This is a genomic window from Streptomyces sp. NPDC093149, from assembly GCF_044754145.1.
Lineage (GTDB): Bacteria > Actinomycetota > Actinomycetes > Streptomycetales > Streptomycetaceae > Streptomyces.
This window is the reverse complement of record NZ_JBIVON010000029.1, coordinates 1-20,160: the sequence shown is the minus strand read 5'-3', so window position 1 is coordinate 20,160 and position 20,160 is coordinate 1. Positions and strand designations below refer to the sequence as shown.

Annotated in this window: 15 protein-coding genes and 3 pseudogenes; 10 read left to right on the top strand and 8 right to left on the bottom strand. The window is 65.8% G+C overall.

All coding sequences use genetic code 11. From position 1 onward, the window contains the following. Nucleotides 1–433: 433 nt before the first annotated feature. The 4 genes from ACIQCZ_RS38620 (at nt 434) to ACIQCZ_RS38605 (ending at nt 7,703) form a co-directional block, all read left to right on the top strand. Complete coding sequence (locus tag ACIQCZ_RS38620) at nt 434–1,333, top strand: hypothetical protein (RefSeq protein WP_402290247.1); 900 nt, start codon at nt 434–436, stop codon at nt 1,331–1,333. A 199-nt stretch (nt 1,334–1,532) separates the two neighbouring features. Then, nucleotides 1,533–3,680 carry a hypothetical protein gene (locus ACIQCZ_RS38615; protein WP_402290244.1) on the top strand — a complete coding sequence of 716 codons (2,148 nt, stop codon included), beginning with the start codon at nt 1,533–1,535 and terminating at the stop codon, nt 3,678–3,680. A gap of 356 nt (nt 3,681–4,036) precedes the next feature. After that, nucleotides 4,037–7,120 (top strand): hypothetical protein, encoded by a 3,084-nt coding sequence (locus ACIQCZ_RS38610; RefSeq protein ID WP_402290242.1) that lies wholly within the window; start codon nt 4,037–4,039, stop codon nt 7,118–7,120. Between the two features lie 103 nt (nt 7,121–7,223). Then, entirely contained in the window at nt 7,224–7,703 is a 480-nt protein-coding gene (locus tag ACIQCZ_RS38605) for a hypothetical protein (protein WP_402290240.1), read from the top strand. 292 nt (nt 7,704–7,995) lie between these two features. Here ACIQCZ_RS38605 and ACIQCZ_RS38600 read toward each other — a convergent pair whose 3' ends face one another. The 6 genes and pseudogenes from ACIQCZ_RS38600 to ACIQCZ_RS38575 form a co-directional block, all read right to left on the bottom strand. Then, nucleotides 7,996–8,289, bottom strand: a complete 294-nt coding sequence (locus tag ACIQCZ_RS38600; RefSeq protein WP_402290238.1) for a hypothetical protein — start codon at nt 8,287–8,289, stop codon at nt 7,996–7,998. A gap of 64 nt (nt 8,290–8,353) precedes the next feature. After that, nucleotides 8,354–9,222 (bottom strand): IS5 family transposase gene (locus ACIQCZ_RS38595; protein ID WP_402290236.1). Its coding sequence is split into 2 segments (ribosomal slippage): nt 8,354–9,021 and nt 9,021–9,222, totalling 870 coding nucleotides; the frame shifts between segments, so codons are not numbered across the junction. Between the two features lie 129 nt (nt 9,223–9,351). Then, nucleotides 9,352–9,921 carry a hypothetical protein gene (locus ACIQCZ_RS38590; RefSeq protein ID WP_402290234.1) on the bottom strand — a complete coding sequence of 190 codons (570 nt, stop codon included), beginning with the start codon at nt 9,919–9,921 and terminating at the stop codon, nt 9,352–9,354. Between the two features lie 106 nt (nt 9,922–10,027). After that, complete coding sequence (locus tag ACIQCZ_RS38585) at nt 10,028–10,333, bottom strand: hypothetical protein (RefSeq protein ID WP_402290231.1); 306 nt, start codon at nt 10,331–10,333, stop codon at nt 10,028–10,030. A gap of 485 nt (nt 10,334–10,818) precedes the next feature. Beyond that, nucleotides 10,819–11,382, bottom strand: coding sequence for a DNA-binding protein (locus ACIQCZ_RS38580; protein ID WP_402290229.1), 564 nt, complete (start codon nt 11,380–11,382; stop codon nt 10,819–10,821). A gap of 643 nt (nt 11,383–12,025) precedes the next feature. Beyond that, nucleotides 12,026–12,258 (bottom strand): annotated as a pseudogene (locus tag ACIQCZ_RS38575) (transposase family protein); the annotation flags it as partial. Between the two features lie 1,284 nt (nt 12,259–13,542). Between ACIQCZ_RS38575 and ACIQCZ_RS38570 the strand changes: the two are divergent. The 3 genes from ACIQCZ_RS38570 to ACIQCZ_RS38560 all read left to right on the top strand — a co-directional run bounded on the left by ACIQCZ_RS38570 (nt 13,543) and on the right by ACIQCZ_RS38560 (nt 15,845). Beyond that, entirely contained in the window at nt 13,543–14,394 is an 852-nt protein-coding gene (locus tag ACIQCZ_RS38570) for a helix-turn-helix domain-containing protein (RefSeq protein WP_402290227.1), read from the top strand. 90 nt (nt 14,395–14,484) lie between these two features. Then, nucleotides 14,485–14,892 (top strand): hypothetical protein, encoded by a 408-nt coding sequence (locus tag ACIQCZ_RS38565; RefSeq protein WP_402290225.1) that lies wholly within the window; start codon nt 14,485–14,487, stop codon nt 14,890–14,892. 131 nt (nt 14,893–15,023) lie between these two features. Next, nucleotides 15,024–15,845 (top strand): SAM-dependent methyltransferase, encoded by an 822-nt coding sequence (locus ACIQCZ_RS38560; RefSeq protein WP_402290223.1) that lies wholly within the window; start codon nt 15,024–15,026, stop codon nt 15,843–15,845. 16 nt (nt 15,846–15,861) lie between these two features. Here ACIQCZ_RS38560 and ACIQCZ_RS38555 read toward each other — a convergent pair whose 3' ends face one another. Together ACIQCZ_RS38555 and ACIQCZ_RS38550 are read right to left on the bottom strand one after the other, a co-directional pair. Further along, a complete protein-coding gene (locus ACIQCZ_RS38555) occupies nt 15,862–16,794 on the bottom strand; it encodes a helix-turn-helix domain-containing protein (protein ID WP_402290221.1) in 933 nt (310 codons plus the stop codon). 92 nt (nt 16,795–16,886) lie between these two features. Further along, nucleotides 16,887–17,120: a DUF397 domain-containing protein gene (locus tag ACIQCZ_RS38550; RefSeq protein WP_402290218.1), complete on the bottom strand. Its 234-nt coding sequence runs from the start codon at nt 17,118–17,120 to the stop codon at nt 16,887–16,889. A 179-nt stretch (nt 17,121–17,299) separates the two neighbouring features. On the opposite strand from ACIQCZ_RS38550, the gene ACIQCZ_RS38545 reads away from it, so the two are divergent. The 3 genes and pseudogenes from ACIQCZ_RS38545 to ACIQCZ_RS38535 all read left to right on the top strand — a co-directional run. Continuing rightward, a complete protein-coding gene (locus ACIQCZ_RS38545; RefSeq protein ID WP_402290216.1) occupies nt 17,300–17,815 on the top strand; it encodes an ATP-binding protein in 516 nt (171 codons plus the stop codon). 287 nt (nt 17,816–18,102) lie between these two features. Beyond that, nucleotides 18,103–19,560 (top strand): annotated as a pseudogene (locus ACIQCZ_RS38540) (ISAzo13 family transposase); the annotation flags it as partial. A 296-nt stretch (nt 19,561–19,856) separates the two neighbouring features. Beyond that, nucleotides 19,857–20,160, top strand: a pseudogene (locus ACIQCZ_RS38535) (IS1380 family transposase); the annotation flags it as partial.

The window sequence follows — 20,160 nt, the reverse complement described above, 5'->3', positions numbered from 1 at the left end:
TCGCCCACGGCTAGAACCTGCGGCCGCCATAGCCGGGCGGGGCGGGGCCTCTCCACCACTGACTGCCCCCAGGGATGCGCGGCACCCCCAACAGGCACCGTTGCCGGCCACACCCCTTGACGCCGGCGCCCCAAATGACTCTCGACCAGGACGATTGAGTCGATGCATTGGCCGCGCTCACCTGGACGGCGACGTCCCGCGATTCGAAGCGGTAGCGGTGGGCTGAGCACCTCAGTTCCCGCGGCGCGACTGGCCTGTCAGCCATCCGGCGGACCCGTTAGTTCAACTCGCCACACGTCGCCACTCAAGAGCCTTTCGCTATCGATTCGAATGCCCTATCCAAGATAGGATGCCATTCACACACCTCACATACGAGACCCTTTTAGATAGGGCAATCACTGGTCATTGAGATCGTAGGGGAGATGAGAGGTTCATGGCGAAACTGTCCTACAAGGTGCCGAGTTCGCTGAACAGGAGCTTCCTCGATCACGAGATCACACTGAGCAAGGGAGGTTGGGCGGCGAAGCCCTCCCCGATCAAGCAGCTGCTCTTCTTCGGCGGCGGCTTCCTCGCTCTGCTGTGGTTCAGCACGTCGACGTTCGTCGCGAGCTCGGGCCCAGTCGCCATCACGTTCTTCGTCCTCTGGGGACTGGCGGCGATCGTCTATTTCGGTGGGCTGATGGAGACGAAGGAGCTGCGCATCATGCGGGTGCCGGCCTTCCTGGCGTATCTACCTTTCAAAGCCCGGCATGTCCTCGCCCGTCGTAGCTCGAACCCGACGGACTTCTACTCGATCGTCGGCATCGACGGAGTCGACGAAGACGGGCTGATCCACTTCTCCGACGGCGGCGAAGGCCGGGTCTACCTGGTCGTCGGCTCGGCGAGCTATCTGCTCTTCGACGAGGACCGGACCGAGATCCTCAACCGGGTCGACTCCTTCTGGCGCAAGGTCGAGACGACCTGCGAGCACACCTTCATCACGACGAAGGAACCGCAGCGGGTCCACCACCAGGTGGCGAACCTGGAGCGGCGCAACCAGGCGCTGGAGATCCGTGACCCCGACCTGATCGAGCTGCAGAACGAGCAGTACGACATCCTCACGCAGCACGTGGGCGGGAAGTTCCCCTCGATCCACCAGTACCTGCTGCTCAAGGGCAAGAACGCCGATGCACTGCGCAAGGGACACCAAGTCCTCCAGGCCGAGGTCGGCGGCTCCACTTTCATGATCAAGGAGGCGGCGAGGCTCTACCGCGAGGAGGTGGAGCCGATGCTGCGGGTCTTCTACCAGGGCATCGACGACGAACTGCCCAGTCTCAAGGTGTCGCTGAACTGAACGGCGTCAGGCCGACCGACACGACCAGGAACGAACGAAGGACACCATGGCGCTGATGACAAAGGTCCGGGCACAGCTCGGCATCCCGGGGAAGAAGCCTGACGGGACGTATGACACCGCGGAATCTGTGGTCGATGACCCGCGCGCGGACGGCGCTGCTGAGGCTGAGGGCGCGCGGGGCACTGAGGCAGCTGACGGCGTGGCCGATGAGGCCTCTGAACCGAGAAAGAACTGGTGGCAGCGCCGCCGGGAGGTCAAGCACCTCCAGGGCACGTTCGACGCCTATCCGCACCTGCTCGCGCTGAAGCCGAAGGAGAAGTACCTCTTCCGTTCCGACTACTTCGAGGTCGACAGCTCGGTCGCCTGCATCCTGGCGTACTTCCACGACGACGCCGCGCACGACAACTTCGCAGCCTTCTGGGGCATCGACCGGATCCCGGACGGCCTGGACGACCGGGTCACCGCGATCGTGCTCGAGCAGGTCAGGCGGATGGACAACAAGTGGATCGACTCGTATACGAAGCAGTCGGAGAAGCTGGAACGACTCGAAGCCAGCGAGCAGGAGGAGACGGGCACGACTTCCTCCAAGCGCAAGGCCGCAAAGATCTCCGGTGACCTCGGGGTAACGATCGGAGAGCTCCAGGACGGCGCGAGCTATCTCTCCGTGCACAACCGGCTCTTCCTCAAGGCCCCCGACCTGGCGACCCTGGACGACACGGTCGACCGGGTCACGCGCCTGTACATCGACCGCTTCGGCACGCTGAAGGCTGCGCCCTATGCCGGCGAGCAGCGCCAGGAGCTCTCGGGCCTGTGGAAGAACAACGAGAAGAAGAAGGGCAAGGGCTTCCACTTCACCTCGACCGAGCTGGCCGGCTCGTACTCGCTGGTGACCAACGGCCTCAACGACAAGGGCGGCGAGTACGTCGGCTACATGGTCGGCGACGTCAACAACAGCGCCGTGCTCATGGACGTCGACGCCTACGAGCACCACGTGATCGTCGCCGACGCCACGCTCAGCGAGTACCTCGACCGCCAGCGGGTGGCCAACATGTGGTGCTCGAAGATCTCGCAGGCCACGCTGCTGAACAACGGCCAGGTCGTCCACCTCGTCCTTGACGGAGCGAACCTCGACAAGCTCGGCCCGGCGTTCGAACGGCTCACATCGCGCGTGGACCTGAACCAGGGCGATGTGAACATGTTCGAGATGTTCGGCGAGGAGGAGGACGAACTGACGCTCTTCTCCGCCCAGATGGAGAAGCTCAAGCTGATGTTCGAGCAGCTCTACGAGACCACCGATGGTGCCGTCGGCTCGATCATCCGCAGTGCCCTCGAAGACACCGCCACGGACTTCTACATCGAGCAGGGTATGTGGCGGCACAACGCCAAAGAGCAGCGGCACCGCCTGCGTGTGGTGAACATCCCGCATACCCAGGTGCCACGTCTTCAGATGTTCGTCTCCTACCTGGCGACCGCGCACAAGGCACTGCTGAACTCCAGTAGGACCGACGCGGACCAGCTGCGCGCGTACAACGTGCTCAAGGGCATCGCCAACGCGATGCTGAGCACGAACGGCGACCTCTTCAACAACCACACGGCCTCGGCTGTGGACGGAGTCCGGGACTCCCGGCGCGTGGTCTACGACTTCTCGCGGCTCATGCGCCGCGGCAAGGGCGTGGCGATGGCGCAGCTGGTGAACATCGTCGGCTTCGCCGTTGGCAAGCTGGGGCTCGGCGACACCGTGATCACCCATGGCACCGAACACATCGACGACCGGGTGAAGAGGTACATCCAGGATCAGTTCGACCACATGCACGAGCGTGGCGGCCGGGTGGTCTACAGCTACAACGACGTCGACAAGATGCTGGCCGACAGCGACTTCAACAAGTTCGACGCCGCGGACTACACACTCTTCGGCCCGATGCGCGACGGAACAGTGGCGGAGTACCAGAAGCAGCTGCACCAGCGGATCCCGCCGGATCTCGCCCAGCTCATTACAACCAAGGGCGAGAACCTCACGTACCTGCGCCGAGGCGTCTCCAACGTGGTCTTCCACCTGGATCTGGCGCTGGGGATCAATCCCTACCGTGAGGCCCAGCGCAGGCGGGTCCGCCTGGAGGCGGCCAGGGCCGAAGAGGTGGCGCGGATGGACACGATCATGCGCGACGCACCGGCACCGGGCGCGAACCTGACCAGTGTTCGGAAGCACAGCGAGGGCGGCGACGGTGAGGCTGACGCGGGCCAGGACGACGCGAGCAGGCGCAGCGACGGCAAGAGCCTGCGGCAGCCCGACAACGGCGCAAGGCGCCCAGCAGAGAAGACCAGGCCGAAGAAGCTGGTCAAGACATGAGCGGGGTCAGCAGTGATACGAGGGCGAGGAGTGGAGGAGCAACGATGAACAGGACGATCACGGCGGTGGCGCGGCTGCGCGCCTGGGCCGGCCACGGCGGTGGTGCAGCCCGCCCGGGTCGGCTCACACGCGGGCTCGCTCTCGTGCTCCTGGCGGCGCTGCTCGTGCCGGTCTTCATGATGGCGGCCTCTTCGCCGGCGTCCGCGGATGACAAGAAGGAGCGCGACAACTACAGCCTCTACCAGCTGACCTCGAACGCGAGCTCGTACTTCAGCGAGAAGAACTCGCCGCAGAACGACAAGGGCATGCACGAGAACTGGAAGCCGGTCACGTCCAGCCCGGCCTCGGGCGGTTCCATGCTCGGCTACGCCGACCCGGAGTTCAGCTTGGGCAACATCGTGGGCTGGTTCTTCGCCGAGGTGTCAGGGTCCTCGCAGACCGTGACCTACGAGACCCTGGCCGCGAAGGATGACAAGGGCAACGCGAAGTACTCGGGCATGCTCGACTACGCGCACTTCGGGGCGGCGAACGCTGACCTCGGCCTGGACACGATGTCCTCAGGTATCGGCGGCCAGATCGTGAGCGTAATCGGAGGGTCGATCGTCTGGGTTCTCTACGCCCTGGCGCTGGCGGTCGGCACGCTATTCTACGTCATCATCCAGTTCCTGAAGCTCATCAACCCCTTCATGTGGTTCTACAGCGCGGTGGCGGCGATCAGCCCGGCTCTTGCCGAGGGTATGACCGGAGGTGATACCGGAGGCGGAGCGCTCTCGGGTCTGCAGCACTGGATCAGCGGCTGGTACGGCCTGCTCGTCGACATCGCGTGGCAGGCGCTCGTGCCGATCTTCATCGGCTTCCTGCTCATCGGCCTGGTCCTGTTCAAGAAGATGGACCGAGGCTCGGCAATCAAGAAGCTCATCGTGCGCGTCGTCTTCATCGGCGTCGGCCTGCCGCTCGTCGGCTCGATGTACTCCAGCGTGCTCGGAAAGTTCGACGACTCCGTTCTCGGTCAGCACGCCGGCCCGACGCGCGTCGTGCTGAGCACCTACGTCGACTTCGAGGCATGGATGATGAACGACCGCCTCGGGATTCCGGACCGGGCCACTGTTTCCTGGAACGGCGACCAGGCGAGCCCGGACGCGATGATGTCGGTGCGCACGAGCGCGCTGGCGATCAACAAGCAGTCCCACGGGACGACGTTCAACGGCATCAGTATCGGAACGAAGGCCAACGACGCCGAGTCTGCGTGGAAGGACGGCACGGTCTCCGTTACCGGCGGCAGTGCCTCGGACGACTTCAAGGCTGTGTTCTCCACCTTCGGGATCATCGGCAAGTACATCGCCAGCAGCGAGATAGCAGCCTCCGACTTCGAGTCGGGGATCAAGAGCTCGATCACGCAACTGGACGAGAGCTCGGATGTCAAGAAGAGCTGGTTCGTCGACAAGAACAGCTACGGCGACGTGGAGCAGTTCGGTGAGGAGAGGGGCCCCAAGCCCGTCGATCACCCGGTGTTCTCGACCGACGGCACGGGCCTGCGCTCGTCCAGACCTGCTAAGGACTCGACGGTCTTCACGACGTCCGGGACGAAGAGCGGCTGCGGCTTCACGGTGGGCAAGACGCCTTCTTCGTGCAACCTGTCTCCCCTGGCGGCGTACAACTACCTCAACACCGGGTTCAGCCCCAGCTCGCTGACCATGTACTCGTCGAACAACGCCACCAGCGGGTTCACCCGCGAGAACCACATGGCCGTCAGCCAGGTGGGCACGGGACCGGCGAAGTTCATGTACTGGAGCAACGCGGCCACGGTCCTGGGCTCCATCGTCCTGCTCGGCTTCTGGTACGCCATCGGCATGCTGGCAGGCTCGGTCAAGCGGATCTTCGGCTTGGTGGCCGCCGTGCCGTTCGCGACGCTGGGCGCGCTGCAGGCGATCGCCAAAGTGATCGTCTACTCCACGGCGCTGATCCTGGAAGTCCTCGTCACGCTGTTCATCTACCAGTTCGTCTCGGAGTTCCTGATCTCGGTACCGGACATCATGGTCGGACCCGTGTCGAGTTTCATGAGCCCGGGCGGCTTGTGGGGCAGCGCTGCGCTCGGCGGGATCATCGTGGTCATCCTCACTCTGATCTCCTCGCTGGTGATCACGGGCATCACCTTCGCCCTGCTACGGGTGCGCAAGACTGTGCTGCAGGCTATGGACGAGGTGGTCACCAAGCTCGTGGACAAGTTCCTCGAGACGAACAGCACGCCGAAGCCGGACAAGGGCGGGCTGATGCCCGCTCTGGCCGCGGGTGCAGGGGCTGGAGCGGGTATGGCCATGGGCAACAAGCTCGCCAACGGGTTCAACAGCCGGACCAGCGGCCCGGCGTCCCCCAGCACGGGCAAGCCCGCAGGCAAGACGGCGTCGACGAACGCCGGCGGCACGAACGGTGACACCATGGCGCTGACCGCTGGTCAGCAGCATCTGGCCCTCGGGGGTGACGGCCAGGATGGACCGGACAGCCCAGTGCTGGATGGTGGTGGTCCCGGCGGCAGCGGTGCCGGCGTCAAGGCTCTGCCGGGCGGCAGTGGTCCCGCCGGTGCTCAGGGTGCGCCTGGTCAGGGTGACGGACCCGAGGACAAGGGCAGTTCACTGCAGTTGGCCAATGGCGGAGCCGGCAGCTCGTACTCGGACAAGCAGACGGCACTGAATCTGAGCAACCAGGGCGGCCTGTCCAACCTCGGGTACACCTCGGACGGCAACAAGGTCATCCCCGGTGAAGTTCTGGCCTCGTCCACGGATCTGTCGAGCCCCCGCCGTGGCGCTCAGGGCCAGAGCGGTGCGGGTAGCACCGACCCTGTTCCGACCAGCGCAGACCGTAAGGCTGTCGCCGGTCAGAAGGGCCCGACGCACTTCGGCACGGGTTCCCAGGGGGCGCAGAACCAGCAGGGTGGCAACCAGCAGGCCGCACCGCAGCGCTTTAGCGGCGGCGCTACTCCTGGTCTTGTTCCCGTTCCTGTTCCCGGACAGCCGGCCGCTCCGAGCACGTGTCCGACGCGTTCTGTTCAGGGCGGCACCCCGGCCCCGAGGCAGCTGGGAGCTGGCACGTCGACCAGCCGCCCTGCGCCTACTTCAGCTCCTCGTCCCGTGGCAGCCCCGGCTTCGGGTCAGACTCCGGCTGCGCCTGGTAGGCGGACTCAGGCTCGGACGCAGGCAGCGTGTCAGCCGGGTTCGATCCAGGCCTCGACGCCGACGCCGCCGAGGCAGCAGCCCGCCCCGCAGGCTCAGGCGCAGCGGCCGTCGGCTTCTGTACCGGCTCCTTCGCCGCGGCAGGCTCCGCGGCCTCGTCCCCGTCCGAACCGGGCTGTCGGTCCGGCCCCGCAGAGCGTGGAGGCTCCGGAGCCGCAGCAGCGGCCGGCCGGTGGTCCCCGCCGGGGCCGGCGCGGGAACCCGCAGGACTGATCGGGCGAGCGTGGAGGGTTGACGCACCCGGTGAAGATGATCGCCAAGGTCATCCTCACCGGGTGCGTCGTCTTTTGCGCGGCAGGAGGAGAAGGAGAAGAGCATGAAGCTCGGATCGAGACTTCGCGGCGAGTTCCCGCGTAGCTGGTGGCGCTCAGCGCGATGGTGGATCACCGGGATCCGCGAACTGGCAGTGAGCACCGGGGCGGCCGTGGTCACCGTGGTGTTCGTCGGCGAGATGCTGCGCGCTGTACGGCATCGCCACGAGCCGCGGATTCTGGCGAAGTTGTCCGGCACCTTTGAGGGGTATGTGGGCAGTCTCCTGATCAACGGCGCAGCTCTGGTCGTTCCGGTCAGCATGGCGATCGAGGACTCTCTACCGGTGATGCTCACGGCGCTGCTGGCCGGGTGGTGTCTGTTCAACATCGCCACCAGCGCCACGGTGTTCGTCGTGGTGGTCCGGTCACGGATCAGGCAGCCGGCAACATGGGCCGAGCTGGACTTCGTCGAGCAGCACGCGCCGAAGTACGGCCGACCGCCGGAGACGATCGAGGAGTACCAGGCGCAGCAGCTCCAGGACTAGGCCGTGTTTTGAAACTGGTGCACGATGGGGGTCGACCGCGTTCCGATCGAAAGAAGCCTCGTGGTTGCCCCCGTGCTGAAGCACTCCTTGCGCCATCTCCGCTTTGTGAAGTCGCATCCGCCGCCCACGGCGGACTCCGTCGAGTTCGCTGACTGGCGGGAGGAAGTCGCCGCTGCCTTGGAAGCGTTGGCCTGCGTGCTGACCTTCGAGGCTGATCGCGTCAGGGCCAGAACGGAGGCGGCCGCTGCGCGGGAGCACGCCGCAGAGATTCGACGCCGGTGCGGGGCCGGGGCTAGCGAGCGCTGATGTTTCGGGCGGCCATCCAGACGGTGAGGTCGCGGGCGATGTCGTTGATGCTGGTCGAGGCGGTCACCTCGTGCTCGGTTCGGGTGGTGTCGCGGCGGACGATCTCATAGCCGCCTTCGTCCAGCACGGCCACGGACGCGAACCAGACGGAGTCGTCCTCGTCGGGCTGGACGACGAAGGTGTTGTCGGAGTCGCTGATCATCATGAACAGCGCGTCCTCGGACGGGTGGTCGATGCGGTCGCCGTTCTCGCTGTCGGCGCCGTAGTACTGAGCACCCATCTGCTTCGTCTCCCCTCGCTCTGGTCGCGGTCAGCATGGCATGCGGGAGCGACAGCTCTGCCGGTCACAGCCATTCGCCGATCACGGCGATCAGGACGGTGGCCTCGAAGCGGACCGCGAGTTTGTCGAACCTGGTGGCCACCGCCCGGTTCCGCTTGAGCCGGTTGATCCCGCACTCGACCGCATGCCGGGCCTTGTAGTCCTCGCGGTCGAAGGCCGGAGGCCGCCCACCGGCCTTCCCGCGTCGCTTGCGGTTCCTGACCTGGTCGGCCGGCTCTGGGATCGTGCACCGGATCCCGCGCTTTCGCAGGTAAGCCCGGTTGGCGCGAGACGAGTACGCCTTGTCGCCCCTCACCCGCAGTGGACGGACGCGGGGACGGCCCGGCCCGACGCGAGGGACCCGGATGCCTTCCACGACGGCCGTGAACTGCGGGCTGTCGCCGCGCTGCCCGGCGGTGACCAGAAGGGAAAGCGGCCGCTGTCCCTGTTCGCAGGCCAGGTGGATCTTAGTGGTGAAGCCTCCCCGGGACCGACCCAGGCCGTGGTCGTCGGGCTCGATGCCCATCCCGCCCGGCGGTTCCTTCTGGTTCTGGCCGTTGCGGCGGGCGCCTGCGGCGTGTTGATGGGCCCGGCAGATCGTGGAGTCGACGTTCACTTCCCACGTGATGAGCCCGGCCACGTCCGCCCGGGCCTGCAGCCTGGTCAGAAGCACGGGCCAGATGCCGTCCGCTGCCAGCGACGGAAGAGTCCATAGACCGTCTGCCACGGCCCGTACTCCCGCGGCAGATCCCGCCACGGAGCACCGGTCCGCACCCGCCACCGGATCCCGTCGATCAGCTTCCGCCGACCCAACGACGGCCTGCCCCGCATCGCCACCGGCAGCAACGGCTCCAGCACGGTCCACTGCTCGTCAGAAAGATCCCCTCGCCCCACTCATAGATCATCGCGATGCGGGACGAGGAGCGGAACCCACTTCCAAAACACGGCCTAGGCGTCAGAGAAAGACTGAACCCCATGGGCAACGTGTCCACGGGGTTCTGTGCTGCCTGAGCGACGCGGTACTCAGCTGTGCTGGCCACAGTCCTTGGCCATCAATGCCTTGGCCTGATCGCTGTCCGCAGGGATGAGCTGCACCTGGTCAATCGAGTACGCGAAGGTGTATCCGAGCGTTATGCTGCTGTCCGACATCGAGATCGAGCCGGATCCCGGCTCAGTACCCGTCTGGTCAGAACCGTTGACGTCGTCCCAGAGCACGCTGTTCCGGCCGTCGTTGATCGTGCCGGTCGAGACAATCTGGTACTGGCCCTTGTTGGTCTGGCCATCCTTGACGATCGAGCCGTGCTTGATGTCGTCGAGGGCCTTCGTGGTCAGCTGGCACTGTTGGTCGCTGGCGGTGACGTTGATGTACGTGATCTTGCTGTCCTTGATGGCGGCAATGCCACCGCGCGCTCCGTCGGTGATGGAGATGTAGGCACCGTCGAGGCTGGAGGCCTGGCTGCTGCTGGGGCTCTGCGAGGAAGCAGTATCGCTGCTCCCGCTGCAGGCGGTGAGCATGAGAGCGCCCGCAGCCAGGGCCGCGGCGGACACGGCGATCCTGGTCCGCGTCGCACGTGCGGTCCTGGTGTCGTTCATGGTGTTCTTCCTTCGTTTGTTCCGCTCCCAACACGTCAGTCCTCTGCGATTCCGCCGATGCCGAGCATGCCGCCGGCCCAGCCTCCGCAGAACTGACCCCAACCGGCTATTCGCTGTTGGCGATCCGCTTGGCCCCATCGGCCATCTGCTGCATCGACTGATCACGAGGCAGGCGCTCAAGAGCAATCAACCCGTCCTGGACGGCCGCCTGGTACTCAGCCATCGTCGGCTCGCGGTGATGCGTCTGTTGGAACCTGGCGGACCACTGCTCGGCCGAGACAACGGGCGGAACCTGCGGCCGTGGCGGCATAGCCTGCGTCGGTTGATCGGGAATCTGTGGCTGACCTTCAGTCATAATCGCCCGCGCTTGCACTCGTTCAGTCCTGCGTGTCCAGGCGGTGTCCTCTTCCAAGGGACCAGCGCCTCGGCTCCACAGTTCCACACTGCGCCCCCGAGATCCCAGCTCCCGACCACGCCCGGGAGCCGAAGCAAGCCCTCTTGAGAGGGCGATAAGAGCAAGTTCCTCAAACTTGGTACCGATCTGTTCCTCCTGGTGGCGGGCTGCCCCCTGCGGAATTCGCGCGGGCGGCCTCGCCGGCGGGCTTCGACCGCTAACTCCCCGCCTCACTGGAGGGAGTCCCGTCTGGTAAGTCCCGATGTGATCCTCCAGGGCGATCCGTAAACCAGGGCGAGTCAGCCCTTATCGCCCTCTGAGAGCCACCCGATTCGACTTGCGAGCCTCCTTCTCGTTCATCAGCACTTGCGAACGCTTTCACAAACGCACTATCAGTATTGCAGATTGCTGTACCGAATGTACCACCAAACAACAGAAGGCCAGTCAAACTCGCTTATGGATAAGCGACTTTGACTGGCCCAGAAGTAGCCCGGACTCAGCTGTCAGGCGCCTTCTCGGAGGTTGTCGAGCCGATGCTCAGTCAGTGCCAGCGCGACCTCGGACTGGTTGAGCGCGTGTTCGACGACCTGAATGCGCCACTGCAGACGCTGCATGGGCGGGGCGTCTGCTTCTTGGTCTGCCGGGTCGCCGAGCTCGCACAGTTCTGCGTACGCACCCTGCAGCTGCTCTTCGTGGTGTGCTGCACGGACCCGGAGACGGGCGACTCGCTCTTTCCACCAGCTCAGTCGCGACTGGCGATCAAGAGTGGTCTTCCCTTCGAGCCAGGCACGGAGCTCGGTCTGGTCGACATCGCTTGGGAGCCCGGTGGCGAGGGGCCCCTCGGGTTCCGGCACATCGATGGGGATATGTGACAGCAGCACCGCGGGGGTCGTGTCGAGCACATAGGCGATCGCGACGAGATCGTCGACGGTCACGGGGCAAGCACATCGCTCCATCTCCGCGAGGGCGTCGGCTGAGATCGGGTGATCAAGCATCAAGAGCACGTAGGCCAGCTCGTCGATGGTCAGCTCGCGCAGCTGGCGGTAGTGGGTGATGGCGTCGGACACAGCAAGGGACGTGGGAAGGGGCGACGGCATACATCGATCATAGGCGTGCTCGGCGCGGCCCTTGGCTCTCAGTCAGGGGGTTGCGGAGCAGCGAATGGGCGGTCAGCGGGTGCGGCGGTCCCGCGTCACGCGCGAAGGGTCGCGGGACCGCCGGCCGTTGTCCTGTCAGAAACGGCCTTCGCTTCCGACGATACGGTTGGTTGCTGGGTCGGCGCATGAAGGGCGCGGCCAGATGGATGATCGCCGATATGTCATGGGGAGTTGGAAGGAGCATGACACAGCCGCCCGGGCCGCCTGCGTCCTCAGGGCCCCGTCCCAGGGCCGTCCCGGATTCGGTGATCAGCGGCATCCCGATCTCAGCGGGCCGACGCCGCCTCGCGCGGGATTCCCATGAAGGTGCCGTCCCCGATAGCCTCTGCCCGCATGTAGGCCGGTCAAGGTGCTGCGTCTTGGCAACGCCTACCGAGTTGTGGCGGCTGACCTGCTGAAGTTGCTGGGCCTGGAGCGCCCGTAGGCAGGTGGAGATCAGGGCGACGACAGAAGCGAGCGTCACGACCTCGGCGATAGAGGCGTCAACCAAGCAATCCGCTGAGCTGGGGGTGCACGACGACGGCCCGGAAACTTGTCGGGGCCGTCGTCGGGCGTCGACGGCTTCACGTATGTAGCAGTAGACAGTCGCGATTCCGATGGCAAACCCGGCGGCCGGCTGGGCGTAGGTGTCACCGCACCGCAGGTGGGCCAGGGCGAGCAAGGCTGTCGTGAGGCGGGAAGGCGCCGCCAGCGCGTCCCGGTCTCCTGCCGCCTGACCTTCAGCCGACCGGTCAGGGACCGCAAGGTGCGGTTGGACAGGTCAATCGTGGATGGGTAGACGAGCACGCGAAGCTCCAGGCAGACACGGGTGATCTTGGTCGACCTGTCTCCCAGGAGCTTCGTCGTTGTGCAGGACCGTCCAACACACGGTCACGACCGCCAGATTGGAAAAGGCTCAATGGTTCGAAGTCTGCCGGGGTAGCTCTCGGTAATCTATTGCATTCCCGAAACCGGGAGTGACCAGTTCGCGAAGCGCTTCGTCCTGCGTGTTCACCCAGGAGCACACCTCGCCCCTCTCGTCGACCAGGTACGCACCATGGCCGAGCCGCCACCGGTGGGGACGCCTTCAGAGATGCATGACGGGCAGTCTTTTGTTCAGTCGACGGGGAGGCTGGCGTCGAACTGAAATTCCAGAGAACCGGATCATCCAGCAGGTTTCGCATCCCTGATCAGTTTCGATCAACAAGGGCCACGTCCTGCCATGATTCGCGCATTCAAATAGCCTCCAGTAGCAGCCCGGTGAGCAGCGGAGTGCCAGAATCGAATTGATGAACGTTTCGCACCATGGGGGCGGGTAGATATATCGGATTACGGCATGAGTGCGTGGCGCTTGGGGCTTCGGCCGGGCTAATGTCGCGGTCAGGAGGGGGCCTGGGCCCGGCCGCAAACCTAGGAACCAAGCCCCCTGCCGCATTCGTTCAGTTACGAGTTCCCCTGGAGGAATCTCATGCCTTCTCGATATGCGTTCCGCGGCGCCGTGGCGTCTCGGGGTGGTGCTAACGGTAGCGTCGGCGGGTCGGGTTTCGCACGGCTCCGTGCCTGCGTTGTCACGCTGAATCTCGGGGGGGTCTTTGCGCTGGCGGCTCTCCTTCTCGGCCCGGCTGAAGAGGCCTGGGCGGCGGCGTACGCACTGGGAGGGTCCGGAGTGATTGCCTGGGCTTGCCGTGATTCGCGGTTCTCCTGGCTGTGGGCTCGCGCCGACTGAGGGCTGCCCGGCCGGTGCCTCCAAGTAGCCACCAGGCAGGCAGGAGCCACGGCCGGCGCAGCGAAAGGTTCCTCTCAAGGAGGGGAGTAATCGAGCCCGGCGGCAACTCTTCAGCGGGCATGCCGGTGGCGGCGATCAGCGCGAAGGAGGATGCGGTGGCAAAAGACGTTGCGAGTCGTGTGTGTGGTTTCTGCGGGGCTCCGCTTCCATCCGTCAGTGGCCCAGGGAGGCGCCGGTCCTACTGTGACGAGGGGCACCGGCGTCAGGCGCAGAGGCAGCGGGACCGGGAGCGGCCGACCGTCGGCCAGGTCAGGGGGTCTTTGGGGTCTGAGATCGCCGCTGAGGCTCACCGGCTGGCTGGCCTCTTGCTGGAGGCGACGTATGCGGATGAGGGTCTCGGAGAGCTGGTGCAGCGTGCCCGCGCCGTCCAGCAGGAGATCGACTATTTTCTGGCGGCCGAGGTCGGGGCGAACCGCGCCCGGGGAGCTAAATGGGACGACATCGCGCAGGCGGTTATCGTCACTGCTGAGACGGCCCGCACCAAGTGGAGTCCGGACCGGGTGCGGCGGTTGCTGGATCACCGTGCCATCGCTCAGAGAGCTGCGCCGCTTCCCTCGCCTCGGTCTGTGTCGTGGCTCCAGCAGGTTGAGGGGCGGGAGATGGTGAGGCCGATGGCGGCCACCGCACGTCAGCGGCTCGCTGCGGCGCTTTCCTACCTGCAGCGCAAGAGCGGCATCAGTATCCGTGTCATCGCGGACCGCACCATGCTCTCCCCTTCCTTCATCTCCAGGATCCTGTCAGGGGAACGCCTTCCCTCGTGGGACCTGGTGTGTCATCTGTGCAGCATCCTGGGCCACGAACCCGGGGAGTTGAGGCTGTTGTGCGAGGCGGCTCACGGAATCGAGCAGCCTGCGCGGCAGACCGTGACGGAGTGCATCGCCTCGCTGAAGGCCGCATTGCGGGGACTACACCTGGCAGCTGCACGGCCCACACCTGAGGAGATTCACCGGCGCAGTCACGGGTGGGTGCCGGCGCAGGTCGTTGCCCAGGTACTGCAAGGGGATGCGGTCCCGGAATGGGAAGTTGTGGGGGCGCTGGTCACCGCACTGGGTGGTCAGGCCGCAGACTTCAAGCCGCTGTGGGAGGCGATCCACTACAGCTTCCTGATGACGGATGACCCCCGTGTCAGTGACCTGGCCAGCGAGACCACCATCTGAGTGTGGGGACGGCCCAGGATGATGACATCTCAGAGACCTGCAACTGCATCACACCCCCTTCCCCTGTACGAGGCCGGTGATGGCCGGACCATGGTGATCACCTACCGCGCCTTCCGTGACCTGTACAGAGCTGGCTACGTCGCCTATGCCACGGCGAGGCTGGGCACGCACGAGCTCGCGGAGCGGGTAGTGGAGGACTCCCTCACCGCGCTCGCGGTTCACTGGTCCGCCACGCTGGGCTGCTCCCATCCTGCTGCGATGGCCTGGCGCCTGCTGACCGCCTGCGTGGATGACGCGGACGACTCCGCAACTCCCTGCTCCGGAGACCGGATCTGCAACAGCGACGCACATGTGCTGCGGGACCATCTCAGGATGGATATCGGCCAAGCCTCCGACCTCATGGGGCTGACGCGTGGGGAATTCCTCGTCGCACTGCACTCGGCTGCCCGCCCGGCCGACGCCTGCTGCGGGGCTCAGCAGCCCTGCGATGCTGCCTAGAAGAATGGGGAAGTGGTGCGTCTGCTTCTCAGCCGATTATGGTCTCGTGCGCACTCTGAAATTTCACTACGCTATCTCTCTTCCGGTGCGTGGCCGACCCGGCCACGCCGTGAACTCTTACGAGGAAGATGATGGCGGCCGAGAGCCAGCTTCCGTACGGCGTGGACGTCCGGACTCCGAGCGTCGCACGCATGTACGACCACCTCCTGGACGGCAAGGACAATTTCGCGGCCGACCGTGCTGCGTGCAATCACCTCTTACAACAGGTCCCGAGCATGAAAGACCTCGCCCTGAACAACCGGGCCTTTCTTCAGCGGGTGGTACAAGCCCTCGCCGAGGAGCACTGCATCCGTCAGTTCATCGACCACGGGTCGGGTCTGCCGACGCAGGACAACGTGCACCAGATCGCGCAGCGCGTCGACGCTACCTCCCGGGTCGTGTACGTGGACAACGACCCGATCGTGCGCAGTGTGGGCGGGGCGCTCCTGGAAACCGACGACCGAACCGCGGTCCTGCAGGCGGACATGCGCGACACCCAGCAGATCTTCGACAGTGAGCCGGTGCGGCAGCTCATTGATTTCCGGGAGCCTGTCGGTGCGCTGTTCGTTTCGGTTCTGCACTGCATTCCCGATACGGACCGGCCCGTTGAACTCATCCGCAGGGTCCGGAGCAAGCTGGCCAGCGGCAGCGTGATGGTCATCTGCCAGTTGGTCAGCCAGAGCGAGCGGATCCGTGACGACGTTTCCTCGTTCATGGACCGTGAGACCCAGGGGCACTGGGGCCGGGTGCGCACCCGGGCTGACGTCGAGAGCTACTTCGAGGACAGCGGGCTGGCTGTTGTCGAGCCGGGCCTCGTGGAAGTCTCACAGTGGCGCCCTGCCGCCATGCCTGCCGTTCCACCCCAGCGGAGCTTTGAGTGGGAGGAGTTCGGCGGGGCCGGCCTGGTTCCCTGAACCGGCCCCGGCCATGTCATTGGCGGCCGGTGGCCAGCTCGTCGAGTCGGTCCTCCAGCTGGGTCAGGGTGAGGTCGGCAGGGTTCGCCATGCCGGAGAGCCTGGTGACACGCGACAGGTACCGTTCCGCCTCGCCCTCACCCTCCACGCAGCGGGCGCCTTCACTCTGCTCGAGGTAGACGAAGTCGGACAGCAGGGCATCGGCGAACCGCAGATGCACGATCGGATGCCCCACGGCGCCGGTCATTCCCATCGACAGAGGAGCGATGTGGAGGCTGATGCGGTGCCGCAGGTCACTCTTGAGCAGCTGGATCAGGTGCTGGATCTGCCGGTGCATCACGCCCGGGCTGCCCACCGGGCGGCGCAGCACGTCTTCATCCATGATCGCGATCAGGGCTGGCGGGTCCTGGTCGCGGTGGAACATGCTCAAGCGGTTGGCCCGGGCTCTGGCCCGGGCTTCGACTTCCGCGTGCGACAGGTCCGGGAAGCCTGCACGGATGACGAGTTGGGCGTACTCGGGGGTCTGCAGCCAGCCCGGGACGAGCTGTGGCTCGTAGGACATGATCCGCTGAGCGGCCGGCTCGAGGGCGAGCAGGGGCTGCACCCAGCGGGCGATGGAATTGCCGTACGCCTCCCAGGCGTCCGGCTGCTCGCCCTGAGCCGCGATCGTCCGTGCGTGGGCGAGTTCCTGGCTGTCGGTGACTCCGCACAGGCGCAGCAGGGCTGTGGCGTGGTGACCGGTGTTCTCGGTCCTCTCGCCCTTCTCCAGCCGGCTCACGGTCGGGCCGGACGTTCCGATGTGGCGGGCCGCTGTCTTCCCGGTCATCCCGATGCCGGTGCGGCAGCGTCGCAGGTGCTCGCCGAGGGCTCTGCGGTGGGCTGCCGCACCGAGGTGGGGGCGGGGCGCGAAACCCCGTATGGAGCGGATTTCCCTGTGCTGGCCAGTCATGCCGATTACCTCCCCTGAGCCTCCTTGTTCGGGACGCCAGTATGTCAGCCTGACAAACTGGTGGCATGCATTGGCCGGAGCCTCACAAAGCGCTACAGGGCGAAGTCGAATTCACCGTCCTTCACGCCCAGGAGAAACGACGCCATCTCGGCCGACGTGTAGACCAGAGCCGGCCCCGCGGGGAAGCGGGAGTTGCGCACGGCGATTTCTCCCCCCTCCAGTCGGGCGACTTCCACACAGTTTCCGGCCGCGTTGCTCCGCGCACTCTTGCACCAGACCGCACCCGTGATCGTCTCCGCGCTCACACCGTTGAGCTGCACCGTCATAGCCACTCCGTCTCCTGTCGACCCCTCGGCCGCAGCCGCTCACACCCACTGCTGGGAACGTTCGTGCGGCCCGGGGCGCTGAAATTTCAGCCGTCCTTTCAGGAACGAGCATTAACGCGACAGGTAGCGGGACAAAATGCAATGAGCCGCAGACACGCTCACTTACGGGGAACCCACCCATGGAAAACCGAACACATCAGCGTCAGCACGGCAGTGCCCGCGGCAACGCCGGGATCACGTCCCACCTCGCTCTCGCGGCACCGCCCTTTGCCGCCCACCGCATCAGCACAAACACCCTGTGCCTGAGAGAGGCACGGAAGTTCACCGCCGACGTCATCCGTCGCTGGAACCTGGACCCGGTACGCGAGGACGCCGTGCAGATCGCATCCGAGCTCGTCGCCAACGCAGTACGCCACGGACGGCGCCGCACTCCCCTGCCCGACAGCAGTCACCCCGCCGCATGGCTGGCCCTCATCCGCCGCCCGCACAGCCTGCTCTGCGTGGTCTACGACCCCAGCCAACGCAGACCGCGCCTGACGCCGCCCGCCCCCCTGGCCGAGGGCCACCGCGGACTGCTCATCGTCGAAGCACTCAGCGAAGGGTGGGGGTGGAAACCCTCCGGCACCAGCGGCAAAGCCGTCTGGGCACGGCTGACTCTACCTCCCGCTCCCGCCCACAAAAGGCCCAGCAGCTGATTGCTTCAGAATGAGGTTCGACTCAGAGCCTTGGCAGGTGGGCTTGATAGCGGCAGAGCCTTCGCGGCCTGGACGAGCACGAGGTCCGCCGCTATCTGGCTGTCTATGCGGGACTCGGCGGAAGTTCTGATTCTGTGTCCCGGATTCTGCCGTCCTTCGGCGGACAGCGTTGGCTTCTTGGACCGTCCTGCACCCGCTGGGGAGCTAGAACCAACGCCATGCAGTTAGGGCCTGCGGAGAAACAAGTCGTTGCTTCCGTCGTTGCTCGTCGCTGTTGTGCTATGGGGATGTCGGAGGGGACCGAGGCAGGGCTGGCGGCGAAATTCCAGGCGCTGTTGCCGCATCTGGACGAGCGTCAGCGCCGGTTGGCTATGGGGGCGGAGGCCCGGTCGCTGGGGCATGGAGGGATCCGGGCAGTGGCCCGTGCGGCCGGGGTGCGCGAGGGCACTGTCTCGCGTGGAGTGGCAGAACTGGAGTCCGGGGTGGGCCCGTTGGGCCGGGCCCGCCGGGAGGGCGGAGGCCGCAAGCGTGCGGTGGATCTCGATCCTGGACTGCGGCCTGCCCTGCTGGCCCTCGTCGAGCCGGACATGCGGGGTGACCCGATGTCGCCGCTGCGCTGGACGACGAAGTCGACCCGCCACCTGGCCGGCGAGCTGACCCGGCAGGGCCACCGCATCTCAGCGGAGACCGTGGCCGACCTGCTGCGCGAGGAAGGTTTCAGCCTGCAGGGCAACGCCAAGACCGTCGAGGGCAGGCAGCACCCGGACCGCGACGGCCAGTTCCGCTATATCAACGAGCGGGCCAAGGAGCACCAGGCTGCGGGAGACCCTGTGGTCAGCGTCGACACCAAGAAGAAGGAAGTCGTCGGCAACTACAAGAACGCCGGCGCCGAGTGGCACCGTGAGGGCGAACCGGTCCAGGTACGGACTCACGACTTCCCGGACCCGGAGCTGGGCAAGGCCATCCCGTACGGGATCTACGATCTGGCAGCGAACACCGGATGGGTCAGCGTGGGCACAGACCACGACACCGCCGCGTTCGCCGTGGAGTCCATCCGCCGCTGGTGGAACAGCCAAGGGCGCGGCGCCTATCCGCACTCCCGGCGGCTGCTGATCACCGCGGACGCGGGTGGCTCGAACGGCTACCGCACCCGCGCCTGGAAGGCCGAACTGGCCGCTCTGGCCCTGGAGACCCCCGCCTGGAAATCACGGTCTGTCACTTTCCGCCAGGTACTTCAAAATGGAACAAGGTGGAGCACCGGCTGTTCTCCCACATCACGATGAACTGGCGCGGCAGGCCGCTGACAAGCCACGAAGTCATCGTGAACAGCATCGCCGCGACGACCACCGGCACCGGGCTGACGGTGCACGCCGAACTCGACACCACCGCCTACGAGACCGGAGTCCGGATCGGCGACAGGCAGATGGATGCCCTGCCCCTGCACGGCCACGAGTGGCACGGCGACTGGAACTACACGCTGCGGCCCGAGGCGTATGACCAGGTCAGTGACGTACCGGACCCCTTCGACCAGCCCAGCCCCGACCTTGCGTGGCTGTGTCACCCGGCCCTGACCGGAATGCCGACCGAGGAGTGGGACACGCTGATCACCACACTCACCGCCCTCCACGAGGACCAGCGGGAAGCACACCTGGACAAACGGCGCGGCCACCGGCCTCGCCGACCGGCTCCTGGCCACCCTCCTCCATTACCGGCTCGGGCTCCCGCAGGTCGCCGTCGCCCGCCTCTTCACCGTCACGCCCTTCACCATCAACCGGCGCATCCGTGACATCCGCCAACTCCTCGGCACGGCTGGACACATCATGCATCACGCTGACCAGCAACTCACCACCCTGGAGCACCTTTACGACCACGCGAGCGCGGTAGGGATCACCGTCCCGCTCGGGATCAAGACAGCGAGTTAATGATCCGCAGGCCCTAACCTCGGGTTTTCACTTGCGGTCCGTCCGGATCACGGGCGGTAACGCGAAAGTGCCTTCTGAGCTGGGACGATGAACCTTGTCGAGGGGTTCTGTCGGTCCAGGTGGAAGGCACTTTCTGCGTGCAGGGTATCGGTTCTCGTCCCAGGCTTCATGTCTCTGCCGACGGTGCGGGGGTGGTCGGGCATGCCGGGGCACGGTTGCTGGCTGATCTCGCCGATGTCACCGGACTGACCAGCGCGTACTCCACCGTGTTGAGACCGCTTCGGCCACGCGGCACCGGTCATGACCCGGGCCGGATCGCCACTGATCGCGCGGTGATGCTCGCTGACGGCGGCGAGGCGATCGCGGATCTGGCCGTCCTGCGCGACCAGGGCGAGGTGTTCGGCCCTGTCGCCTCGACACCGA